Source organism: Halovibrio salipaludis (genome assembly GCF_002286965.1).
GTDB lineage: Bacteria > Pseudomonadota > Gammaproteobacteria > Pseudomonadales > Oleiphilaceae > Halospina > Halospina salipaludis.
This window is the reverse complement of the sequence record NZ_NSKD01000002.1, coordinates 70,911-90,375: the sequence shown is the minus strand read 5'-3', so window position 1 is coordinate 90,375 and position 19,465 is coordinate 70,911. Positions and strand designations below refer to the sequence as shown.

Here is a 19,465-nt window from a genome sequence, read left to right as displayed (position 1 = left end):
GGTGCAGCCTCTATACTCCCCATGTCTGACGGACACCACCACGGTAAAGAGGACCCCATGCCAGCTGCGCCACGCATCCTGATTTTACTGGCGGCGCTGATGATCGCCGGCTGTACCCATTTGATCTCCCCCTCCCCCGCGGAAAAGGATTTCAGGGTGCTCAAGACGCAGCTGGCACAGCAACAGGATCAGCTGGCCTCCCAGCAGGTACTGCTCAACGCCCTGCTGGGGGATAACAGGAATGTTGCGGAACAGCAGCAACAGGGATTCGCCAACCTCCAGGATCAGATGGAGCGGCTGCGCAGTGTCACCAACCGTCACCTGGCATCACGTAGCACCACCACTGAGGGCGACACCTGCCCGATCATGACCAGCGGCCTGTCCAACGGCGATGAGCAGTGCTCCGGACTCACAACGATCGGGTCGATTGAGGGCATCCGCCTGCTGCCACCCGATCACCTTTTTGAAGCCCGTATCGATACCGGTGCCAACACCTCATCCCTGGATGCACGGGATATCGAGTTCTTTGAGCGCGACGGTGATGACTACGTTCGCTTCACTCTGGCCGGAGAGCATTTCGCCGAGCGCGAGGCCATGGAGCTGGAACGCCCCGTGTCGCGGTTCGTGGAGATCATCCAGGCCTCCAGCAAGGATAATGAAAGGCGCGCGGTGATTGAGCTCCAGTACCGCATCGGCTCGATCGAGCGGGTTGCGGAGTTCACACTGGCCAACCGGGAACGCCTGACCTACCCTGCGCTGATCGGACGCAACATCCTCAGGGACCTTTTCAGCGTGGATGTATCACGACAGTTCATACTCAGTGACCCGGACGAACTGGAAGAGGCCGCCGGCAGCATCGAGGGTGAGGGATGAGGCACCAGCCGCTTTTCTTCCTCGCTGTATCCGCGCTGATCATCATTGGTGTCTCAATGATGTGGCTGCGGCATGACCGCCTGGGGATTCCCCTGCTGCCGGAGAACAATACGCCGGTCTGGCTGGTGGAGGCGCGCATCGATTTCGTGGCCCTTGGGGACGAGACACTGGCGAGCCTGAGCCTTCCGGATGACCCTCCAGGCTACCGGATCATTTCCGAACAGGCCGCCTCTCCGGGGTACGGGTTCTCACGGGTCACCGAATCCACGGGGCATCGTGGCGAATGGTCCAAGCGGGAAGCAACGGGCCCCCAGACCCTCTACTACAAGGTCCAGTTCGCTCCGGGCAGAAACGGCGCGCCCCGTGCCAGCGGCAACACCGAGGCTCCCTCCGAACCCCAGCGGATCATCTGGGAGGAGCCCCAGGCCACAGCCGCCGCGGACCTGCTGGAAACGGCCCAGCGGCGTTCCAGTACTCCGGCGAGCCTGACCCGGGAACTGATCAAGGCGGTTCAGAGCCCCAATGACCAGAACGCGGCACTGCTGCTGGACCAGCACTCACCCCAGCAGCTGGTGGTCCGCCTGCTCAACCAGTCCGGGGTTCCGGCCCGTCTCGCCATGGGCCTGAAGCTGGAGGATGCCCGCCGGAACCAGCGCCTCCAGCCGCTGGTGGACGTCTACTTTGAGGATTCCTGGCACCTCTATGACCTTGAGCGCGGTGGCCAGCAGGGCATCACGCCCAATACCCTGGTCTGGCACCGCACCAGCGGGCCCGTGCTGGATGTCATGGGCGGCCAGAATTCCCAGGTGCGCTTCTCGATGATGCGCCAGAGCATTCCCGCCCTGGACCTTGCCCAGAGCCAGACCTCGGCCGACCAACCCCTGGGTTACATCAGCCTGTACCAGCTGCCGATCGAGGAACAGGGCATGCTGAAGCTGCTCCTGCTTCTGCCCCTGGGGGCCCTGGTTGTGGCCTTCATGCGGATCGTGATCGGTATCCGCACATCCGGTACCTTCATGCCGGTTCTGATTGCCCTGGCCTTCATCCAGACAACGCTGCTGCCAGGTCTCACCGCCTTCCTGACGATTGTCGGGCTGGGACTGCTCCTGAGAGGGTATCTGTCACGCCTCAACCTCCTGCTGGTGGCCCGGATCGCCGCCATGATCGTACTGGTGGTGCTGCTGACAGGCCTGTTGAGTGTCTTCGGGCATGAAATGGGGATCAACCTGGGGATGACCATCACCTTCTTCCCGATGATCATCATCGCCTGGACCATCGAGCGGATGTCCGTGATCTGGGAGGAACAGGGCGCCCGGGAAGTGGCCATACAGGGCGGCGGCAGCCTGATCGTGGCCATTGCCGCCTATGGACTCATGCAGCTGGCGACGGTACGGCACCTCACCTTCAACTTCCCGGAGGTCCACCTGATCATTCTCGCCCTGATCCTGCTCGTCGGTCAGTACACGGGGTACAAGCTCTCCGAGCTTTACCGGTTCCGGTCGATGGTGGAGCGGGACTGATGCTGGCCTCTCCCGCAGCCCTGCGGAGCCATGGCCTGCTGGGCATGAACCGCCGGAATGTCGCCTATATATCCAGGTACAACGAGCGCCGCCTGTATCCACTGGTGGACGACAAGAAGCTCACCAAGGAGCGGGCCATGCTTCACGGGGTGGCCACCCCCACCCTGCGCGATGTCATCGATACCCAGCATGGCGTCCGCGATCTGGGCGAGTGCCTCGGGGACCTCGAGCGTTTCGCCATCAAACCCTCCCGCGGGGCCGGCGGCAAAGGCATCATGGTCATCCAGGAGCGCGACGGCGAGCAGTTCCTCAAGGCCTCCGGGCAGGCCCTCACGCTGGGCAGCCTGCAGCGCCACTGCTCCAACATCCTGGCAGGTCTGCACTCCCTTGCCGGCGCCCCCGACTCGGTCATCATCGAGGACCTGATCGAGGCGGACCCATACTTCGAGTCCCTGTCCGTCGAGGGCGTCCCGGACATCCGCGTCATCATTTTCCGCGGGATACCCGTCATGGCCATGCTCCGGCTCTCAACCCATGCCAGTGACGGCAAAGCCAACCTGCACCAGGGGGCGATCGGCGTCGGGCTGGACCTGGCCAGTGGCCGCTGCATACACGCAGTACAGCACTCCAGGCGCGTGCACAGCCATCCGGACACCGGCGTTGACCTCAACCGTATCGCCATCCCGGACTGGCAGAACCTCCTCACCCTCGCCGCGCGCTGCCATGACCTGACCGGACTCGGGTATCTGGGCGCCGACATCGTGGTCGACCGCAACCGGGGGCCGCTGATGCTGGAGCTCAACGCCCGGCCCGGCCTGGCCATCCAGATTGCCAATGGCAAGGGACTTCTGCCGCGACTTCAGTGGATCGAGGCTCAGGAGGACATTCCGGACAGCGCTGAGGCGCGGGCGGGAATGGCGATGGCTGAGTTCGGGGAAAAGATCCGGACATAAAAAACCCGGCACAAGGCCGGGCTCTGTATTGGCGGAGAGGGAGGGATTCGAACCCTCGGTACGCAGTACGTACACGCGCTTTCCAGGCGCGCTCCTTCGACCACTCGGACACCTCTCCTTTGATCGGCACGCGTGGGGCTTCGGGGCCGCCGCGTTTGATGGGCGCAGACTGTACGCAAAACGTGGCCCGAACGCAACACTCACTTGGCGCGGTAGATGATTCCCGGCCGGCACTGGACCATTTCATAGTACTGGTTCAGCCCGTTGAGCGACTCGGAAGCCCCCAGGATCAGGTAGCCACCCCGTTTCAGTATGCCGTGGGTGCGTACCAGGATGTCGTGCTTGAGATCGCTGGAGAAATAGATCAGCACGTTCCGGCAGAAGACGATGTCGAACCTGCTCGAACTGAAACGCTCCAGCAGGTTGTGCTCGCGGAAGGTCACCATGTCACGGATTTCTTTCCGGACCTGCCAGCTCCCGGAAGGGAGCTGGGTGAAGTACTGCTTCTGGCGATCCGCGGACAGACCCCGCCCGAGAGCCAGCAGTTCATAGATACCGTCCTTTGCCGCGTCCACCACGGGTTTCGACACGTCCGTCGCAATGATCTCAACCGGGCGGCGCAGGCGGCCTGGGTTACGGCGCCGGTACTCGTCAATCACCATGGCGATGGAGTACGGCTCCTGCCCGGTCGAGCAGGCCGCCGACCAGATCCGAAGGGGCTGGCTGGTGTTCTCCGCCGCCATCTCCCCCAGAAGCCGTTCCTCGAGAATGCGGAACGGGTGGGTATCCCGGAACCAGAGCGTCTCGTTGGTGGTCATGGCATCAATCACGGTCTCGCGCAGTTCGCTGCGCGGCTGCTTACGCAGGCGCTGAACCAGCTCGCCGAGACTGTTGAACCGGTTTTCCGCCATGATCCGCCGCAGACGGCTTTTCACCAGGTACTGCTTGTTGTCCCCCAATAGAATGCCGGAGGCATCCTGCAGGAACTCCTTGAAGGCGCGATAGTCCTCCTGGCTGATCTCGGAACTCATCGGTATCGGCGTCTCCGTCAGGACGGCATGTGCTGTTGCTTGTCCATGACTGCCATAACCCGCTCCGCAAGCTCGTTGGGATTGAACTTGGCCATGAATTCATCAGCACCGACCCTCTGGACCATGGCCTGATTGAAGACACCGCTGAGCGACGAATGCAGCATGATGTACAGGGGGGCCAGCACCGGATTGTCCTTACAGTGTGTCACCAGCGTATAGCCATCCATTTCCGGCATCTCCACATCGGAAATCATCATTGCCAGATGATCGTGGATCGGGCTGCCATCCGCAACCAGTGACTCCAGGTAATCCAGCGCCTCCCGGCCATCATTGCAGATAACAACCTCAAGCCCGACCGCTTCCATGCAGCGCCTGATCTGGCCTCGCGCCACGGAGGAGTCGTCCACCACCAGCACGCGCATGGCCGCATCACCGCTGGTGTCCAGCGTCGACTGGAAGGATTCGCTCACGCTGTCATCAATGGGCGACACCTCCGCCAGGATCTTCTCCACATCCAGGATCTCCACGAGCTTGCCCTCAAGCTCGGTGACCGCCGTAAGGTACTCGGCGCGGGCGCGTTTGGGCGGCGGGTGCACATCCTCCCAGTTGAGATTGACGATCCGCTCCACCCGGCGCACGAGAAACCCCTGGGTCTTGCGGTTGTATTCCGAAACGATCACCAGCGACTCCGACAGTTCCTCATCCGGAATCGGCTGTCTGCCGATGGCCATGCCGGTATCAATGATCGGCACCGTCTCACCCCGCACGTAGGAGACCCCACGGACCACCGGGTGGCTGTGCGGGATTGCCGTCAACGCCGGACAGGGAAGCACTTCCCGGACCTTGAACACATTGATGCCATAGAACTGCTCCCCCCTGAGCTGGAACAGCAGCAGTTCGAGCCGGTTCTGCCCCACCATCTGGGTACGCTGGTTCACGTTGTCGAGTAGTCCCGCCATAGTCCTGCCCGTCCTGATGAGCCGGCATGGTTGTTGCACTATATTTCCGAAGAATGCGAACAACGCCCGGCTTGTGCCGGATTTCCGCCGGTTTGGGTTGTGCCGCCCCCGACACAGGTCGGAGGTGGCACCGATTACCCGCAAGGATAGGACATTTTGACCGCCATGCGCATCGCCAACGCCAATCCAATGCCGGTTTTCCGCTATCTCCTCCTGGCTGCCATGCTGATTCCGGGGGTGGCAACGGCTTCGGAACCGGAGCAGACCACCGCTGAACGCATCACGGAGGCGGCTGACGGTTTCCTGGAATCCTTTGCAAAGGAACAGGCTGCAAAGGGGCGCGAGGTTGAATACGACATTGGCAGCGTGGATAACCGACTCTCGCTCAACCGCTGTCCACAGGCGCTGGGGGTCGAATTCGCCGGTGACCCGGAACGCTCCACGCGCACCACGCTGCTGGTCAGCTGCCAGGGGGACCAACCGTGGCGGATCTTTCTCAGTGCGACAGTGCGCATCCAGGTGGACGGCTGGGTCGCGGACCGGCCCATTGGCCGTGGCGAGCGCCTCAGCCGGGACATGCTGCGCTCCAGCCCGGTGGTGCTCAACGAACAGCGTCGCAGCGGGTTCCGGAATCCCGACCACATGATCGGCATGCAGGCGAAGCGTACCATCCGCGCCGGGACCGCCATCACGCCGCATATGGTTGAGAAACCACTGGCGGTGGAGCGCGGGGACCGCGTGGTCATCTCCGCGGGAAGCGATGCATTCTCCATCACAACCCGGGGCAAGGCCGAGCGCAGTGGCCGGGTGGGGGAACAGATTCCGGTGGTCAACGAAAACTCAGGGCGCCGGATCCGCGGCCGGATCACCGAGCCCGGGCGGGTCGCGATCAACTGAGTGGAAGCGGCAGGATCATGCCGAACAGCGGCAGTTCCATGCCCAATGATGAAAAAATTGCCGCCCAAGGCTAAAGTCTGCGGCCACGCTGCCGTTACAATTCAAAGAGAATCCGGATCCGAACGGGGTGAAAGCCATGGCAATCGATTTCAATGGGGCCAACAACAACGCCCTCAACACCCAGAAACAGACCCTGCGCCAGCGCGACGACGCCCAGGGGCAGAAAGCACCACAGCAGCCCGCGGAAGGCGGCTCACAGGCGCGCGAAAGTACCCGCGTGGACCTCAGCCCGGACGCACGCAACATCAAGGCTGCAGAGCAGACGCTCCAGCAACAACCGGAGGTGGACGACGCCAAGGTGTCCCGCATCCGTGAAGCGCTTGAGGACGGTTCCTACTCAGTCGATGCCGAAAAACTGGCCCAGAAAATGCTAGATGTGGATGACAGCATTTTCGGGTAAAACGCCATGACTGATCGCAAGACAACGTTCGAGACGCTGGATCAACTGCTTAAAAAGGACGAAGCCAACCTCACCCGACTGGCCGAGGTGCTGGAGCAGGAACACCGTGCCCTGGCCGGCAACGATATGCAGCAGCTGGAACAGGCAACCAGTGAGAAGAACGAACTGCTCGATGCACTCAGGGAACGGGCGAAACAGAAAATCCGCCTACTGGCCCAGCTCGGGTACCGGCCGGACAGTGGCCAGGCCGTCAGCGACTACCTCCGTGACCAGGCAGGTGCCGATTCAAGCCTGATGAAGCGCTGGGAAGCGGCCCAGCAGCAGCTCAACGAATGCCAGCACCGCAATGCCGTCAATGGCCGCATCCTCGGTCACCTTCAGCGGCGCATATCCCGTATCTCGGACATCATCCGCGGCGCGGACCAGCAGCAGGCGCTCTATGGAAGCACCGGCGAATCCCGCAGCCTGACCCACAGCCAGGTATTCGCCAGCGCCTGATGCCGCCCCCGGCTCAGCGGGACCTGATGGTCAGGCTGGAGTCGCTGGAGAAGCGGATGTTCCTCATGGTGATATTCCCCATCGAATGGGAAGCGGGCGCACCATCCACCCGGATGCCTTCCATGCGGATCTCACGGATACGAGTCGGCATGGCCAGACTCACACCACCCTGTTCACCAACGGCGAATCCGGGACCTTCCGGCCCGAACTCCACGCCCGTCACCGTCACGTCCGCATCCAGGAAATTCATGGCAGGCAGGAAGGTGCGGGCCGTGAACTCAAGGGCATCCAGCGCCTGGTCTTCGGCTTCTGCATCGGAGGCCGGAATGGCGGACAGCTGAACCGCGCCGGCGGGGAAGGTATCGCGCCCCTGGGCCACAACGCCCCCCATTTCACTCTCACTCAGCGCCTGCATGCTGGCACTGTCAATGCGCACCTGCTGGCTGCTGGTCTGGGGCCCCTTGGCGGGCAGCGCCGGAGTGGGCGATGCCAGTGCAGCCACCGGCTGAAGCGGCGTGATCACCATGGCGGTCAATGCCGCCGCATAACGGTACCGGTTCTGGTGACGCAGCGTGCGCTGCAGCTCCCGCTCGGAAAGCCAGCCCGCCCGCACGAGAATCGCACCCAGCCTGTCGCCGGATTCGCGCTGTTCCTCCAGCGCCACCTGGAGCTGGTAGTCGGTGATGTAGCCCCGATTGACCAGGATCCGACCGAGACGGCTTTTCTCAAGCTGCTGGGAATTGGGCGTTGCCATGGATGCCACCCTCTTGTTGTGCAATCCGAAAATCCGGGATCATAGTGGCGCGGCCTGTGATCCGTGTACAGAAATTAAACTTTATGAAAGGTAACGGAACGTCAAATGGCCTCTTATGATGCATCGGATCCACAACCGGGCGTGATCATCGCCGGCGGCGGTGTAGCCGGAAGCCTTGCGGCACGCCGGCTTGCGGAGAGCGGTACGCCTGTGACCGTACTGGATCCCGCCCCGCCTTTCCCGCCCGACCCGGAACGCCGGGGAGCGCTCTACATGAAGCCGGCGGTGGACTACACCCCGGAAACCCGCTTCGCCCATCAGGCCTTTCTGGCCGCATCGGGATTCTACACCTACCTTCAGACGCAGCATCCGGAGATCGATTTCTGGTCGCCAACCGGGACACTGAGCCTGGCCTGGAACCAAAGGGAGCAGCAACGGCAACAGAAACTCCTGGCCCGCAACCAGTGGGATCCGGAATTCCTGGAACCGGTCGACAGTGACCGGGCCTCGCTGCTGAGCGGGCTTGAGCTCGAGGTACCCGGGCTCTGGTTCCCTGGCGGAGGGCATATACGCGTGGATGCGCTCCGGCAGGCCGCACTCAGCCATCCGATGATACGCACGATCACCGCAACCGCGGACGGGAACCGGATTCAGGCCAGCGCGGATTCCTGGCGGGTGGCCCTTCCGGAAGGAGAGACCCTTGAGGCGTCGACCCTGATTGTCGCCACGGGCGCCCAAACCACCGAGTGGGCGTCGGACCTGCCCCTGGGCCGCATCAGAGGGCAGCTCACCACCCTGCCCGCCCCCTCGTCCACTCCCCGTGTAGCGCTGGCCGGGGCAGGCTATGCGTTGCCTCCGTTCAGTGGCCGGCTGTGCGTGGGGGCCACCTTCGACCGGGATTCCGACCTGGAAACACCGGATGACCCCAGCGATCAGGCCAACATTGAGAATCTGAGCCACTGGCTCCCGACACTTGCGGATCAGCTGGAGGGAAGTCGGGAATCCGGACACTGGGTAGGCTTCCGGAGCACAACGCCGGACCATATGCCTGTGGCAGGCCAGCTCAATGGCCGGTTTGTACTTGCCGGCCTGGGCGGCAAGGGCCTGATGTACGCCCCCCTGCTCGCGGCGCATCTCGCGGCCCAGGTTTCAGGCACACCCTCCCCCCTTCCGGCGGACACGGCGCAACGTGTCAGCCCTCAACGATTCGCCAGGAGTTAGCGCTGGTTCCTTGAGTTTTCCGTGAACCGGCCGATAACCTTTGGAAACGGATCAATTGGGGGCGATTCAATGGCCATTCACATCGCAGAGCCCGGCCGCCCGGTCGGCACCCGTCTGCCTGAGGCGCTGCGTGCAAGGCGTGTCCAGGGAACGGACGAAACCGATGCCATCCGCCGGACGGCATCGAACACGGAGCAGCCCGAGGAGCCGGCCCGGTTCCAGGGAAAGCCCGAGGTCCGTCGCGCCCTGCAGGAATACCAGGAGGAGTCCAGCGGTGAGGGGGATGCGGAGTCTCCCTACCTCCCTTCAAGCCGGCTTGCGTCCCAGGCGCTCCACACCATCAGCGCAAAGGCGCCACTGCGAATGGCCCTGGATACCATGGCCCACCACCTGGTCCATCACCTGGTGGTGACCACGGACGCGGGAGAAGTCGCGGGCCTCATCGATGAAACCTGGATCCTGCGACAGATCCGTGAAGGCATGGATGAGACTACGCCCCTGTCCGGCTGCGAGCTTCCCTCCTTCATAACCGTCACCCCGGAGACCGATGCCCACCACCTGGCCCAACAGATGCTCAGCCATGAGCTCAGCGCCGCGCTGGTCATCAACCACAACAACCAGCCGGCGGGCATTGTCACGGGTACGGACTTCCTGCGCCTGTATGCAGACGGGCACCACCTGCATACCACCATCTGATCAGGTGGGAGCTTATTGCGTCAGCGGATTGCCGACCTGATCGTAGAGGCGGATGCGCTGTTCGTTGCCCACATCCATCACGAGATAAAGCTTGCGATCACGATAACTGTCCATATCCACGATCGCGTCCACGTCATCAATAGTCGCGCTCCAGCGCTGCTCAATTGATGGCTCATCCCCGGACTGGGAACCGGTATAGCGCAAGCCCATCAGGTAGACTCTTTCATCCTCGGTCTGCCCGGCTATGAAGGCGTTATCCCCGGAAACAGCAAGTGCCCGAATATTCCCAACCTGCCCTTTCTGATCCTCAAGGCTGCCGGGATGGATCGCCCCCTGCAGATCGCCATTACTGTTCACGGCAATCAGGAATGGTCCGCTGTCCCCCTCCGCGTCTTCCTCAAAGCCACCGGATCCATCCACTTCATAGGGACCGCCCTCATCACCGGCCAGCCAGAAGCGGCTCCCATCCGCCTCGGAAAGCCTGGCATTGTCATCCCCCTCCGTACCGAACTGGACCCGCTCATTCACGGCCCCACCATCCGCATTGCGGGAGAACAGATAGAAGTCCTCACCGCCGATGATGGTACCGGGATCAACCGCACCCCCGTCGCTGCCCAGGGCCACGATACCGGCTGTGCCGGTGGCAAAGAGCCCATTGAGTGAGGGGGCAGTGGCCTTCAGTGGTTCCGTCCAGGGCTGGTCGGCAACAGGCTCCCCGGTGTCACTGTCCTCACCGGTATCAATGCGCGTCACGCGCACAGAATCATCACCAAGAGCGCCCGCGTAAAGGTTTCCATCCTGGTTCACACTCAGAGCCTGCTGGTTCCATGTCCCGTCCGCAACGGGCGCTCTCTGCCACAGGAACTCTTCGCTTTTTTCAGAGCGAACCGCCTCATTGGTTCCATCATTGTCGGTGTCTTCCTGGGAGATAGTAGAACGGAAAAGCTTCACCATCCCCTCGTCAGAAGCCGTTGGATAAGCCAATCCAAGGTAGCGGGTGACCTGCGGGGAGCCGGTTGTGCCGGTATTCTCGCCCGCAAAGGCCAGCTGGATTGAGTCCGACGTCTGGGGCCAGTCACCACTATCCACGCCACTGTCTTGCCCAAGGGCCACGACATCATTCTGCGCATCCGCACCGGAATCTGGACTGCCAAGCCGGTTGATGCTCTGAAGACGGATCTTGTTGGAGCTGTCAACGCCCGCCACATAGACCTCTCCCAGGGTCCCGGCAACCAGGCTCTTAACAGGAAATCCAAGTTGGCTCTGGGTTACATCGTCTGTCCATTCGTTGATATACGTCTCAACGGTGCTGTCCGTTGTCGCTGCCGCGAATTCCCGGCCGTACTGGAAGCTCTGGTCAAACTGAAGCTCCCGCATACGTTCTTCCTGCAACGGCGCACCGGACTCACCACCGCTCTGGGCAATCACATCAAATGTAGTCTGGTCATCTCCGGCCCCAAATTCGATGACAAGGGATCCGTCTTCTGATGGAGTTACGCAGGTGGACGAATTGCACACTTCAACATCGCTGGCCAATTCATTCTCCTGGTTCAGAACCTCAACGGCCGCATACAGCGCTGCACCTGTATCATTCGAACGACTCAATGTAGCGGTCACCTGCCGGCTTCTGCCTTCACTGACAGTAATACTTTCCGCCTCGAAATCCGCCGTTGGCGTCTCATCCTCAACCGGAATGCTCCGGGTACGCACTGCGCCGTCCTGGTCCAGGGCGGCAATGCCCTCTGTGACTTCCTCCAGCTCTACGTCGAAGAATTCCGTGTTCTCGGCGAGGCTGTCATCATGCACCCAGACCGGGATGAAGCAGGTGGTCTGCCCGGCCTCAAAATGGAGCAGACCGGTCCCGCCTGTCTCGTCTTCATTGAGGTACTCGATGTAGTCAGGCGGCTCCGGGAACCCGGACCCGTAGCGGGTGTTACCGTCCAGGACCAGGTCCTCCCCGTAGAGGGCCCGCCCCTGATTGCCACCCTCATACTCACAGGGCAGCTCCTCCCCCGCATCCGCTGAGTCACACGCCTCCTGCCCCTGGATGCGGAACCGCACCGAAACCGGCTCGACCGAGGGCTGCCCCAGATCCACCCGGATCAGGGAACGATAGGTCTGGTAGTTCCTGGAACCACTGCCATAGTCGCCAGGTCCCGCTACCTCTTCATTTCCTGTAACAAGTTTCTGGTGATTGACCGTCACATCCGGGCTCACGCTCATGTCCGGAATCCCGCAGACCTCATCCGAATCCTTGCTGACGTCAGGTTCGTAGGGTTCCCCTTCGGTGACGGTGCCGGACACCACCTCCAGGGGATTGTGCCGGACCTCGACACTGAACTCGCTGTCGCCAATGAGGTTGCCGTCATTGGTGGCGATACGGATGCTGTCGTACTGCCCCAGGTCGTCCTCGCCTTCACGTCCGCCGGTAATGCCGGGCACGCCTCTCAGGACGATACCCTTGCGGGCCTTGTTGGTGGTCGCTTCCAGGGCCAGCCAGGAGGGGTTGTTGACCAGCGAATAGTTGAGGAGATTGTCGCCGCCCACGGCGCCGAAGTTGTAATTGTAGTCCACGCCCAGATAGGCCACCTGGGGCGGAAAGCCGAGAATCCGCGGATCCTCCGGGGAATTACTGGTATCCCCACAGCCCATCAGCAGCAGTGGCAGGGCCAGAAGCAGCGCCTTCATGGAACGGCACACTGGAACAGCGTTCGTGCTCAAACTCACGGATGACATTCTCCCGGGTCGGGGGCCGTCGGGTCTCGAAACGTCGTCCATGGTAGGGGATCCGCCATGGGGCGGATCCGTACTGGTTCTCAGATTCAGGGGGCGGCTGACGATTCTGTGACACAGTCACGCTTCGCCGAGCCACTCCAGGAAGGTTGCTTCATCAAGGATGGATACACCCTGCTGGCGGGCCTTGCTGAGCTTGGAGCCACCGCCCTCGCCCGCCACCAGGTAGTCGGTGTTGCTGGAAACGCTGCCGGCCACCTTCGCGCCACGGGCTTCCAGAGCGGCCCGCGCCTGATCCCGGGAATACCGCTCCAGTGTTCCGGTCACCACCACGGTTGTGCCCGAAAAGGGTGATTCCGAATCGTCCACCCGTTCCGGTGCCCGATAGCTCACGCCCGCCTCACGCAGCCGCTGGATGATCTCGCGGTTATGGGGCTCGGCAAAGAAACTGCGGATATGGCCCGCCACCACAGGCCCCACATCCTCGATCTCCTGGAGCTGTTCCTCATCGGCTTCCATGAGGGCATCCAGATCACCGAAATGCCGTGCCAGCCCCCGCGCGGTGGCTTCGCCGACTTCCCGGATGCCCAGGGCATAGATCAGCCTATCCAGATCGGGCTCACGGCTGTCGGCAATGGCATTCACCAGGTTGGAGGCGGATTTCTCGCCCATGCGTTCCAGCCGGGTCAGATCCTGGGTCTTCAGGTGATAGAGATCCGCCACCGTTTCAACCATGCCTTCGTCCACCAGCACGTTGACCCATTGTTCACCCAGCCCCTCGATGTCCAGGGCACGGCGGGAGGCGTAGTGCCGGATGGCCTCCTTGCGCTGGGCCGGACAGAACAGACCGCCCGTGCAGCGCGCCACAGCCTCATCCTCGGGCTGCTCAATAGCGGACCCGCATTCCGGGCAGGCCTCCGGCAGTTCAATCACTCGGGTGTCATCAGGCCGTTTCTCGGTAAGAACACGCACTACCTGGGGAATCACATCCCCGGCCCGGCGGATCATCACCCAGTCGCCCTCGCGCAGCCCCAGGCGCTCAATCTCATCCATGTTGTGGAGGGTGGTGTTGCTGACGGTCACACCTCCCACAAACACCGGGTCCAGCCGCGCCACCGGAGTGATGGCACCGGTACGCCCCACCTGGAAGGCGACTTCCCGCACCCGGGTCATGACCTCGTGGGCCGGGAACTTGGTGGCGATGGCCCAGCGTGGCGCCCGGGAGACAAATCCGAGCCGGTCCTGCAGCGCCAGATCGTTGACCTTGTAGACGATGCCGTCGATCTCGTAGTTCAGTGATTCGCGCTTCTCGAGCATCTCCCGGTAATAGGTGATGCAGTCCTCGATCCCAGTGACCCGACGGATCTCGGGATCGATCCGGAAGCCCCAGTCCCGCAGCTTGAGCAGCTGGTCATAATGGCGGGCCGGAAGACCGGCATCCTTCGGCACATCCACGCTGTAGCTGCAGAACGACAGCGGTCGCCTTGCGGGTACGCGCGGGTCCTTGTTGCGAAGGCTGCCCGCGGCCGCGTTGCGCGGGTTCACAAAGGTCTTCTCCCCGGCCTCCGCCAGCTGCTGGTTCAGGCGTTCGAACCCGTCAAGGGGCATGTAGGCCTCGCCCCGCACCTCGAAGGCATCCGGGTAGTCATCGCCATAAAGCTGCAGGGGGATGGCCCGGATGGTGCGGACATTGGCGGTGATGTCCTCGCCGGTGTAGCCGTCGCCCCGGGTGGCGGCACGGTGAAGCACACCGTTGCGGTACAGAAGGCTGATCGCCAGGCCATCGAGCTTGGGCTCGCAGGCGTAGTCGACCGGCTCATCCCGGCCCAGCCGTTCCCGGACCCTGCGGTCAAAATCCCGGAGCTCGTCCTCGTCAAAGGCATTGTCCAGGGACAGCATGGGCGTTTCATGGGGGGCTTCCGCGAACAGGGACTCCGGGGCCACGCCCACCCGCTGTGTCGGGGACTCGGCGGTTACCAGCTCGGGGTGCTGCGCCTCCAGCTCCTGCAGTTGCCGCAGGAGCCGGTCATAGTGCTCATCCGAGACCTCGGGGTCGTCGAGCGCGTAATAGCGGTAATTGTGATGATCGATTTCCCGACGCAGGGCGTCGATACGCTGTTCAGGGCTGTCTTCCCGGGTCACGGGCGGCAATCCTCTCAGGCTCTGGCCGGGGAACGGCGCTTGCGTTCGAACTCGCGGATGCGCTGGCGGCAGTGTTCAATGGTCTGGCTGGTCATGACACTGCGGTGCTCATCACGCAGCTCACCACCCAGGTTACGCACGACTGTGTTGGCGGTCTCCAGCATGAAATCAAACGCCTGTACCGGCTGGCTGGGGCCGGGCAGGCTCATGAAGAAGCTGAGCCCGGGGGTCTCGAGGGTCTCGATCTCCTCCGGTGTCAGGGTGCCGGGCGAGACCGCACTGGCCACGCTGAACTGGACCGGTGTGCGGGTATCCGACTCCTCGTGCCGGTGATAGATGCCGAGATCCCCGTACTCCATGCCGCAGGCTTCCAGGATACGCTTGATCGTCGCGCCGCTGTACTGCCCGTCATCGCGGCAGTGGGCATGGACCACGATCACCTCTTCGGCTTCCGGCCGATTGGCTCCGGCAACGGGCGGTTCCCCGGAGGCTTCGCCGGGCCCCGGCGCTTCCTGCTGCGAGGTCGCGTGGCCGGAATCCGTGTTCCCGCTTTCCGTCTCCTCCGGGGCCACACCATCACGGATGCGGCTCCAGATCTCCCGGGCCCCGGCACTGATGCGGTTGGCGGCTTCACCGGCAGCATCGGTCGCCTCCGCCGCGCGTTCACGGATCGCGGATTCACCCCGCACCCGGGCCGGGCCTACAATGCCGTCGTCATCCACGGCTGCCAGGGGCTCGTCTTCCCGCTCCGGGCCAGAGGGGTGCTCCGGCTCCTGGTGCGCTGCGGGTTCGGATTCCCATCCGGGCTCCGGTGTGGGCTCAGGCTCGGGGGCCGGTTCCGGCTCCGGCGTGGTGTCCGGTTCCAGCGCCGGGTCGGGCTCTGCGGCTTTCGGCTCAGCGCTTCTGACCGGCCTTGCGCCCCCGGTGGGGAGTTCCGGGTTGTACCCATCGTCAATCGGGGTCTGCCCGATACCGTCTCCGCCCATGCCGCGCTGGATCTCCAGCGAATCGCGGCGGGCACGGCGCATGCGCCGCAGTCCGTCAACGACCACGCCGATGATCAGCAGCGCCCCAATGATGATCAGCCATTCTCTGAGACTCATGATCCTCTATCTGTCCTCAAGGGTTGTGCCCCCGGCGCATCCCGGTGCGCCCGTTTTGACTGCCACTTTAGGCAATGACCCCGGTCAAGACAATGCCGGGGCATTGCGGCTTGTTCATCAGCTGTCAGCCAGGACCGCCGCTTCCTCAACATCCACGGAGACCAGCCGGGAAACCCCGGGTTCGTGCATGGTCACACCCATGAGCTGATTGGACAGCTCCATGGAGATCTTGTTGTGGGTGATGTAGATGAACTGAACGTGCTCGCTCATCTCCTTCACCATCTTCGCGTAGCGGCCGACGTTGGCATCGTCCAGCGGCGCATCCACCTCGTCGAGCATGCAGAAGGGAGCCGGGTTGAGCTGGAAGATGGAGAACACCAGCGCGATCGCGGTCAGTGCCTTCTCGCCGCCGGAAAGCAGATGGATGGTGGTGTTCTTCTTGCCCGGGGGCCGCGCCATGATCGCCACACCGGTTTCCAAAAGATCATCCCCGGTCATCTCCAGGTGCGCGCTGCCGCCGCCGAATACCCGCGGGAACAGGTTCTGCAGCCCCTGGTTGATGGCGTCAAAGGTCTCACGGAAGCGGGCGCGGGTCTCGCGGTCGATCCGTCGGATGGCGGATTCCAGTGATTCCAGGGCCTCCTGCAGGTCCTGATCCTGCTCATCCAGATAGGTCTTGCGCTCGCTGGCCACCCGGTATTCATCGATGGCGGCCAGGTTGATGGCGCCCAGGCGCTGGATGCGGTTGCCGATGCGGGTCAGCTCCTGCTGCCAGGCCTCGGCGGTGGCGTCCTCCGGAAGCCCCGCCCGCACATCCTCAAGACTGACCTCGAGCTCCTCCAGCTGCTCCAGGTACTGACCGGCCTGGAGCTCAATGGCCTGGGCGTCCATGCGCAGCTTCTCCAGCTTCTCACGGGCCTGCTGGACATCCTGCTCCACCTGGCCGCGGCGCTGCTCCCGGTCCCGGACCTGCTCATCAATGGCGTCGAGTGCTTCGCGCGCCTCGTTGAGCTTCTCTTCCTCCTGCACGCGCCGCTCAAGCAACCCTTCCAGTTCCATTTCCAGATCCTGGATCGGCGCCTCGGCATTCTCACGGGTCTCCCGCTGCACCTCGATGCGCTCGTCCAGCCGGCCCTGCTGGCTCTTCATGCGCTCCAGGGTCTGCTCCAGGGCTTCCTTGCGGTTCTTCAGGTCCTGCACCTGCAGCTGGAGCTGGTGATGGTGGTCCCGGGCATGACGGGCCTGCTGGCGCTCGTCATCAAGCTTCGTGCGCAGGTCATCACGTTCGCTGAGCAGCGATTCCTTCCAGTCCGCGTTTTCATTCATGCGGTCCATGGCTTCCTGCCAGCTGGCGCGGGCCTCTTCCAGCCGCTCATTCTCATCCGCTTCCTGGGCGTCCAGATCCGCCAGGTCCTCGCTGATCCGCCGTGCCCGCTCACGCACCTGCTCCATACGGGCCCGAAAGGCCTCGAGCCGGGATTCCGTGGCGGACAGGGATTCGCGCGCCTCGCTCAGGGCCGCACGGGCCTCCTCCAGCGCCGCCTCGGTCTCATCACGCGAGGCCCGCAACTGCTGCAGCCGTTCTTCCCCCTCGGTCACCGCTTCCTGCAGTGAGGCGGATTCCTCTTCGAGCGCCTCAATCCGCTTCTGGCGCTCGATGATACCGGTGTCATCGTCACCCTCATCCGGGAGGCGCAGCCATTCAGGGCCCACCCAGACCCCGCCTGGGGTGACCAGGGATTCACCTTCCGCCAGGGCGCCACGACGGGCCAGCGCATCATTGAGATCGTTTGCGCACCAGACGCGATCCAGCCAACCGGCAACACTCCCGCCACGGCCGACCTCCGCCAACAGCGTCCCCGGCCCGGCATCCGCGCCTGTGCCGGAAGCGTGCACAATGGTCAGTCCCGATGGGGCCTGCGTGAGCACAGTGTCGTCGTAATCATCCGGGTTCAGGACCAGCGCCTGCGCCAGTGGGCCAAGTACGGCCTCCACCGCTTTTTCCCAGCCTTCGCTCACCTCCAGTGTCTGGGCCAGCCGCCGGGCCTGGTCCCAGCCCTGCTGGCTGATCCACTCCCTGCGGCGTTCATCACTGTCGCCCAGCTGCCCTTCCAGAAGCGCCTGTTCGGAGGCCAGACGCCCGTTCAGTGCCTGCAGGCGGCCGCGCTTCTCGTTGAGTTCCGGCTCCAGCTGCTCAATCGCCTCGCGATCCCGCTCCAGCTGTTCGGTGTGGGTTTCCACCCGCTCCCGGGCCTCTTCAACCCGGGCCTGTTGTTCCTCACGTTCGTTCTCGAGCGTGGCTTCCTCGCCAGAGCGGTCGTCGTGATCCAGGGCCGCGCGCTCTTCCTCCAGCCGCTGGCGGCGCTCACGCAGTTTCAGCAGCGCGTCCTCGCTGGCCTTGATCCGGGACTGGCCCACTTCCGCCTGCTGGCGGTCGTCCGCGGAACGCTGGCTGAAGTCCTCCCAGCGCTGCTGCCAGTCCTGCATCCGGCTCTCCGCCTCGGCCAGCCGTTCACCGTACTCTTCGGCCTTCGCCTCGGCGTTTTCCAGCTCCGGCTCCACGTTCGACAGTTCCGTGGCCACCGAATCCAGCCGCTCCTGATCCTGCTCCAGTTCCCTGGCCACTTCCTTGCGGCTGGCCAGGGCCTGTTCCAGGTCATCAGCGGCCTGGCGGGCATTGCGTTTCTGGTTCTCCAGATTCTGCTCGACACGCGCGATCTCGGCACCGGCCTCGTAGTAACGGCCCTGGGCCTGGTTGAAGCGCTCGCTGCGGTCACTGTGTTCCTGGCGCAGGGACTCCAGTTCGGATTCCAGCGAGGTGCGTTCCGTTACCACCTTTTCCTGGGCGGTTTCAGCCTCGCTGATCGCCCTGCGATGCTCCTGCAGTGACGCATCCAGATCACGCCAGCGCAGCACCGCCAGCTCCGCCTGCTTTTCGCGCTCCTCCTGCTTCAGGGCCCGGTATTTCTCGGCGGCTTCCGCCTGCTTCTCAAGGTGCTGGAGCTGGCGGTCAAGCTCATCCCGCAGGTCGGTCAGGCGGTCGATATTCTCCTGGGTCCGGCGCATGCGGTTCTCGGTCTCGCGCCGGCGCTCCTTGTAACGCGAGATCCCGGCCGCTTCCTCAATGTAGTGGCGCAGTTCCTCGGGCTTGGCCTCGATCAGGCGCGAAATCATGCCCTGCTCAATGATGGCGTAGCTGCGCGGCCCAAGGCCGGTCCCCAGGAACAGGTCGGTAATGTCCCGGCGCCGACACTTGGCGCCGTTCATGAAATAGTCGGACTGGCCTTCGCGCGTGACCCGGCGCTTGACGGAGATCTCGTTGAAACGGCCGTATTCGCCGGGGGCGGTGCCATCGCTGTTGTCGAACACCAGCTCGATGGAGGCCTGGCCCACGGGCTTGCGGCTGGTTGAGCCGTTGAATATGACGTCGCTCATGGCCTCGCCACGGAGGTACTTGGCCGAGCTCTCGCCCATGACCCAGCGGACAGCGTCGATGATATTGGACTTGCCGCAGCCATTCGGCCCCACCACCGCCGTCATGTTCGAGGGGAAGGGAACCGTGGTGGGTTCAACAAAGGATTTGAAGCCGGCGAGCTTGATGGACTTCAGGCGCATGGTCGACCGG

15 protein-coding genes and 1 tRNA gene are annotated in these 19,465 nt (G+C 63.3%); 8 read left to right on the top strand and 8 right to left on the bottom strand.

Translation table 11 applies throughout. The annotated features are described in order from the left end of the window. The first annotated feature begins 57 nt into the window (after positions 1–57). From CK501_RS05210 to CK501_RS05200, 3 genes are read left to right on the top strand one after another with little or no spacing between them, the layout of a single operon-like run. Entirely contained in the window at positions 58–873 is an 816-nt protein-coding gene (locus CK501_RS05210) for an ATP-dependent zinc protease family protein (protein WP_158223050.1), read from the top strand. Beyond that, positions 870–2,393 (top strand): inactive transglutaminase family protein, encoded by a 1,524-nt coding sequence (locus CK501_RS05205; RefSeq protein ID WP_095616692.1) that lies wholly within the window; start codon positions 870–872, stop codon positions 2,391–2,393. Before CK501_RS05210 ends, CK501_RS05205 begins: the two co-directional genes overlap by 4 nt. Continuing rightward, positions 2,393–3,346, top strand: a complete 954-nt coding sequence (locus CK501_RS05200) for an alpha-L-glutamate ligase-like protein (protein WP_095616691.1) — start codon at positions 2,393–2,395, stop codon at positions 3,344–3,346. The genes CK501_RS05205 and CK501_RS05200 overlap by 1 nt, the downstream gene beginning before the upstream one ends. 29 nt (positions 3,347–3,375) lie before the next feature. Here CK501_RS05200 and CK501_RS05195 read toward each other — a convergent pair. From CK501_RS05195 to CK501_RS05185, 3 genes are all read right to left on the bottom strand, one after another. Beyond that, positions 3,376–3,464, bottom strand: a tRNA-Ser gene (locus tag CK501_RS05195). 82 nt (positions 3,465–3,546) lie between these two features. Continuing rightward, complete coding sequence (locus tag CK501_RS05190) at positions 3,547–4,377, bottom strand: CheR family methyltransferase (RefSeq protein WP_095616690.1); 831 nt, start codon at positions 4,375–4,377, stop codon at positions 3,547–3,549. Between the two features lie 17 nt (positions 4,378–4,394). Further along, on the bottom strand, positions 4,395–5,336 hold the full coding sequence (locus CK501_RS05185) for a chemotaxis protein CheV (protein ID WP_095616689.1): 942 nt from the start codon (positions 5,334–5,336) through the stop codon (positions 4,395–4,397). 165 nt (positions 5,337–5,501) lie between these two features. On the opposite strand from CK501_RS05185, the gene flgA reads away from it, so the two are divergent. The 3 genes from flgA (at position 5,502) to CK501_RS05170 (ending at position 7,191) form a co-directional block, all read left to right on the top strand. Next, positions 5,502–6,233: a flagellar basal body P-ring formation chaperone FlgA gene (gene flgA, locus CK501_RS05180; RefSeq protein ID WP_233128862.1), complete on the top strand. Its 732-nt coding sequence runs from the start codon at positions 5,502–5,504 to the stop codon at positions 6,231–6,233. Positions 6,234–6,369: 136 nt separating this feature from the next. Beyond that, the gene (flgM, locus tag CK501_RS05175; protein ID WP_095617149.1) at positions 6,370–6,693 is read left to right on the top strand and encodes a flagellar biosynthesis anti-sigma factor FlgM; all 324 of its coding nucleotides are present in this window, start codon (positions 6,370–6,372) and stop codon (positions 6,691–6,693) included. Positions 6,694–6,699: 6 nt separating this feature from the next. Further along, complete coding sequence (locus CK501_RS05170; RefSeq protein ID WP_095616687.1) at positions 6,700–7,191, top strand: flagella synthesis protein FlgN; 492 nt, start codon at positions 6,700–6,702, stop codon at positions 7,189–7,191. Between the two features lie 13 nt (positions 7,192–7,204). Here CK501_RS05170 and CK501_RS05165 read toward each other — a convergent pair whose 3' ends face one another. Next, on the bottom strand, positions 7,205–7,945 hold the full coding sequence (locus CK501_RS05165; RefSeq protein WP_095616686.1) for a pilus assembly protein PilB: 741 nt from the start codon (positions 7,943–7,945) through the stop codon (positions 7,205–7,207). A 105-nt stretch (positions 7,946–8,050) separates the two neighbouring features. Here CK501_RS05165 and mnmC point away from each other — a divergent pair, with 105 nt between their 5' ends. Next, entirely contained in the window at positions 8,051–9,166 is a 1,116-nt protein-coding gene (gene mnmC / locus CK501_RS05160) for an FAD-dependent 5-carboxymethylaminomethyl-2-thiouridine(34) oxidoreductase MnmC (protein ID WP_095616685.1), read from the top strand. 69 nt (positions 9,167–9,235) lie between these two features. Then, entirely contained in the window at positions 9,236–9,862 is a 627-nt protein-coding gene (locus CK501_RS05155) for a CBS domain-containing protein (protein ID WP_095616684.1), read from the top strand. Positions 9,863–9,874: 12 nt separating this feature from the next. Here the strand turns inward: CK501_RS05155 and CK501_RS05150 are convergent, their stop codons facing one another. The 4 genes from CK501_RS05150 to smc all read right to left on the bottom strand — a co-directional run bounded on the left by CK501_RS05150 (position 9,875) and on the right by smc (position 19,455). Further along, the gene (locus CK501_RS05150; protein ID WP_143421385.1) at positions 9,875–12,589 is read right to left on the bottom strand and encodes a hypothetical protein; all 2,715 of its coding nucleotides are present in this window, start codon (positions 12,587–12,589) and stop codon (positions 9,875–9,877) included. Positions 12,590–12,715: 126 nt separating this feature from the next. Beyond that, positions 12,716–14,737: an NAD-dependent DNA ligase LigA gene (gene ligA / locus CK501_RS05145; RefSeq protein ID WP_095616682.1), complete on the bottom strand. Its 2,022-nt coding sequence runs from the start codon at positions 14,735–14,737 to the stop codon at positions 12,716–12,718. A gap of 14 nt (positions 14,738–14,751) precedes the next feature. Beyond that, positions 14,752–15,840 carry a cell division protein ZipA gene (zipA, locus tag CK501_RS05140; RefSeq protein WP_095616681.1) on the bottom strand — a complete coding sequence of 363 codons (1,089 nt, stop codon included), beginning with the start codon at positions 15,838–15,840 and terminating at the stop codon, positions 14,752–14,754. A gap of 117 nt (positions 15,841–15,957) precedes the next feature. Further along, a complete protein-coding gene (gene smc / locus CK501_RS05135; protein WP_095616680.1) occupies positions 15,958–19,455 on the bottom strand; it encodes a chromosome segregation protein SMC in 3,498 nt (1,165 codons plus the stop codon). Between the last annotated feature and the right edge of the window lie 10 nt (positions 19,456–19,465).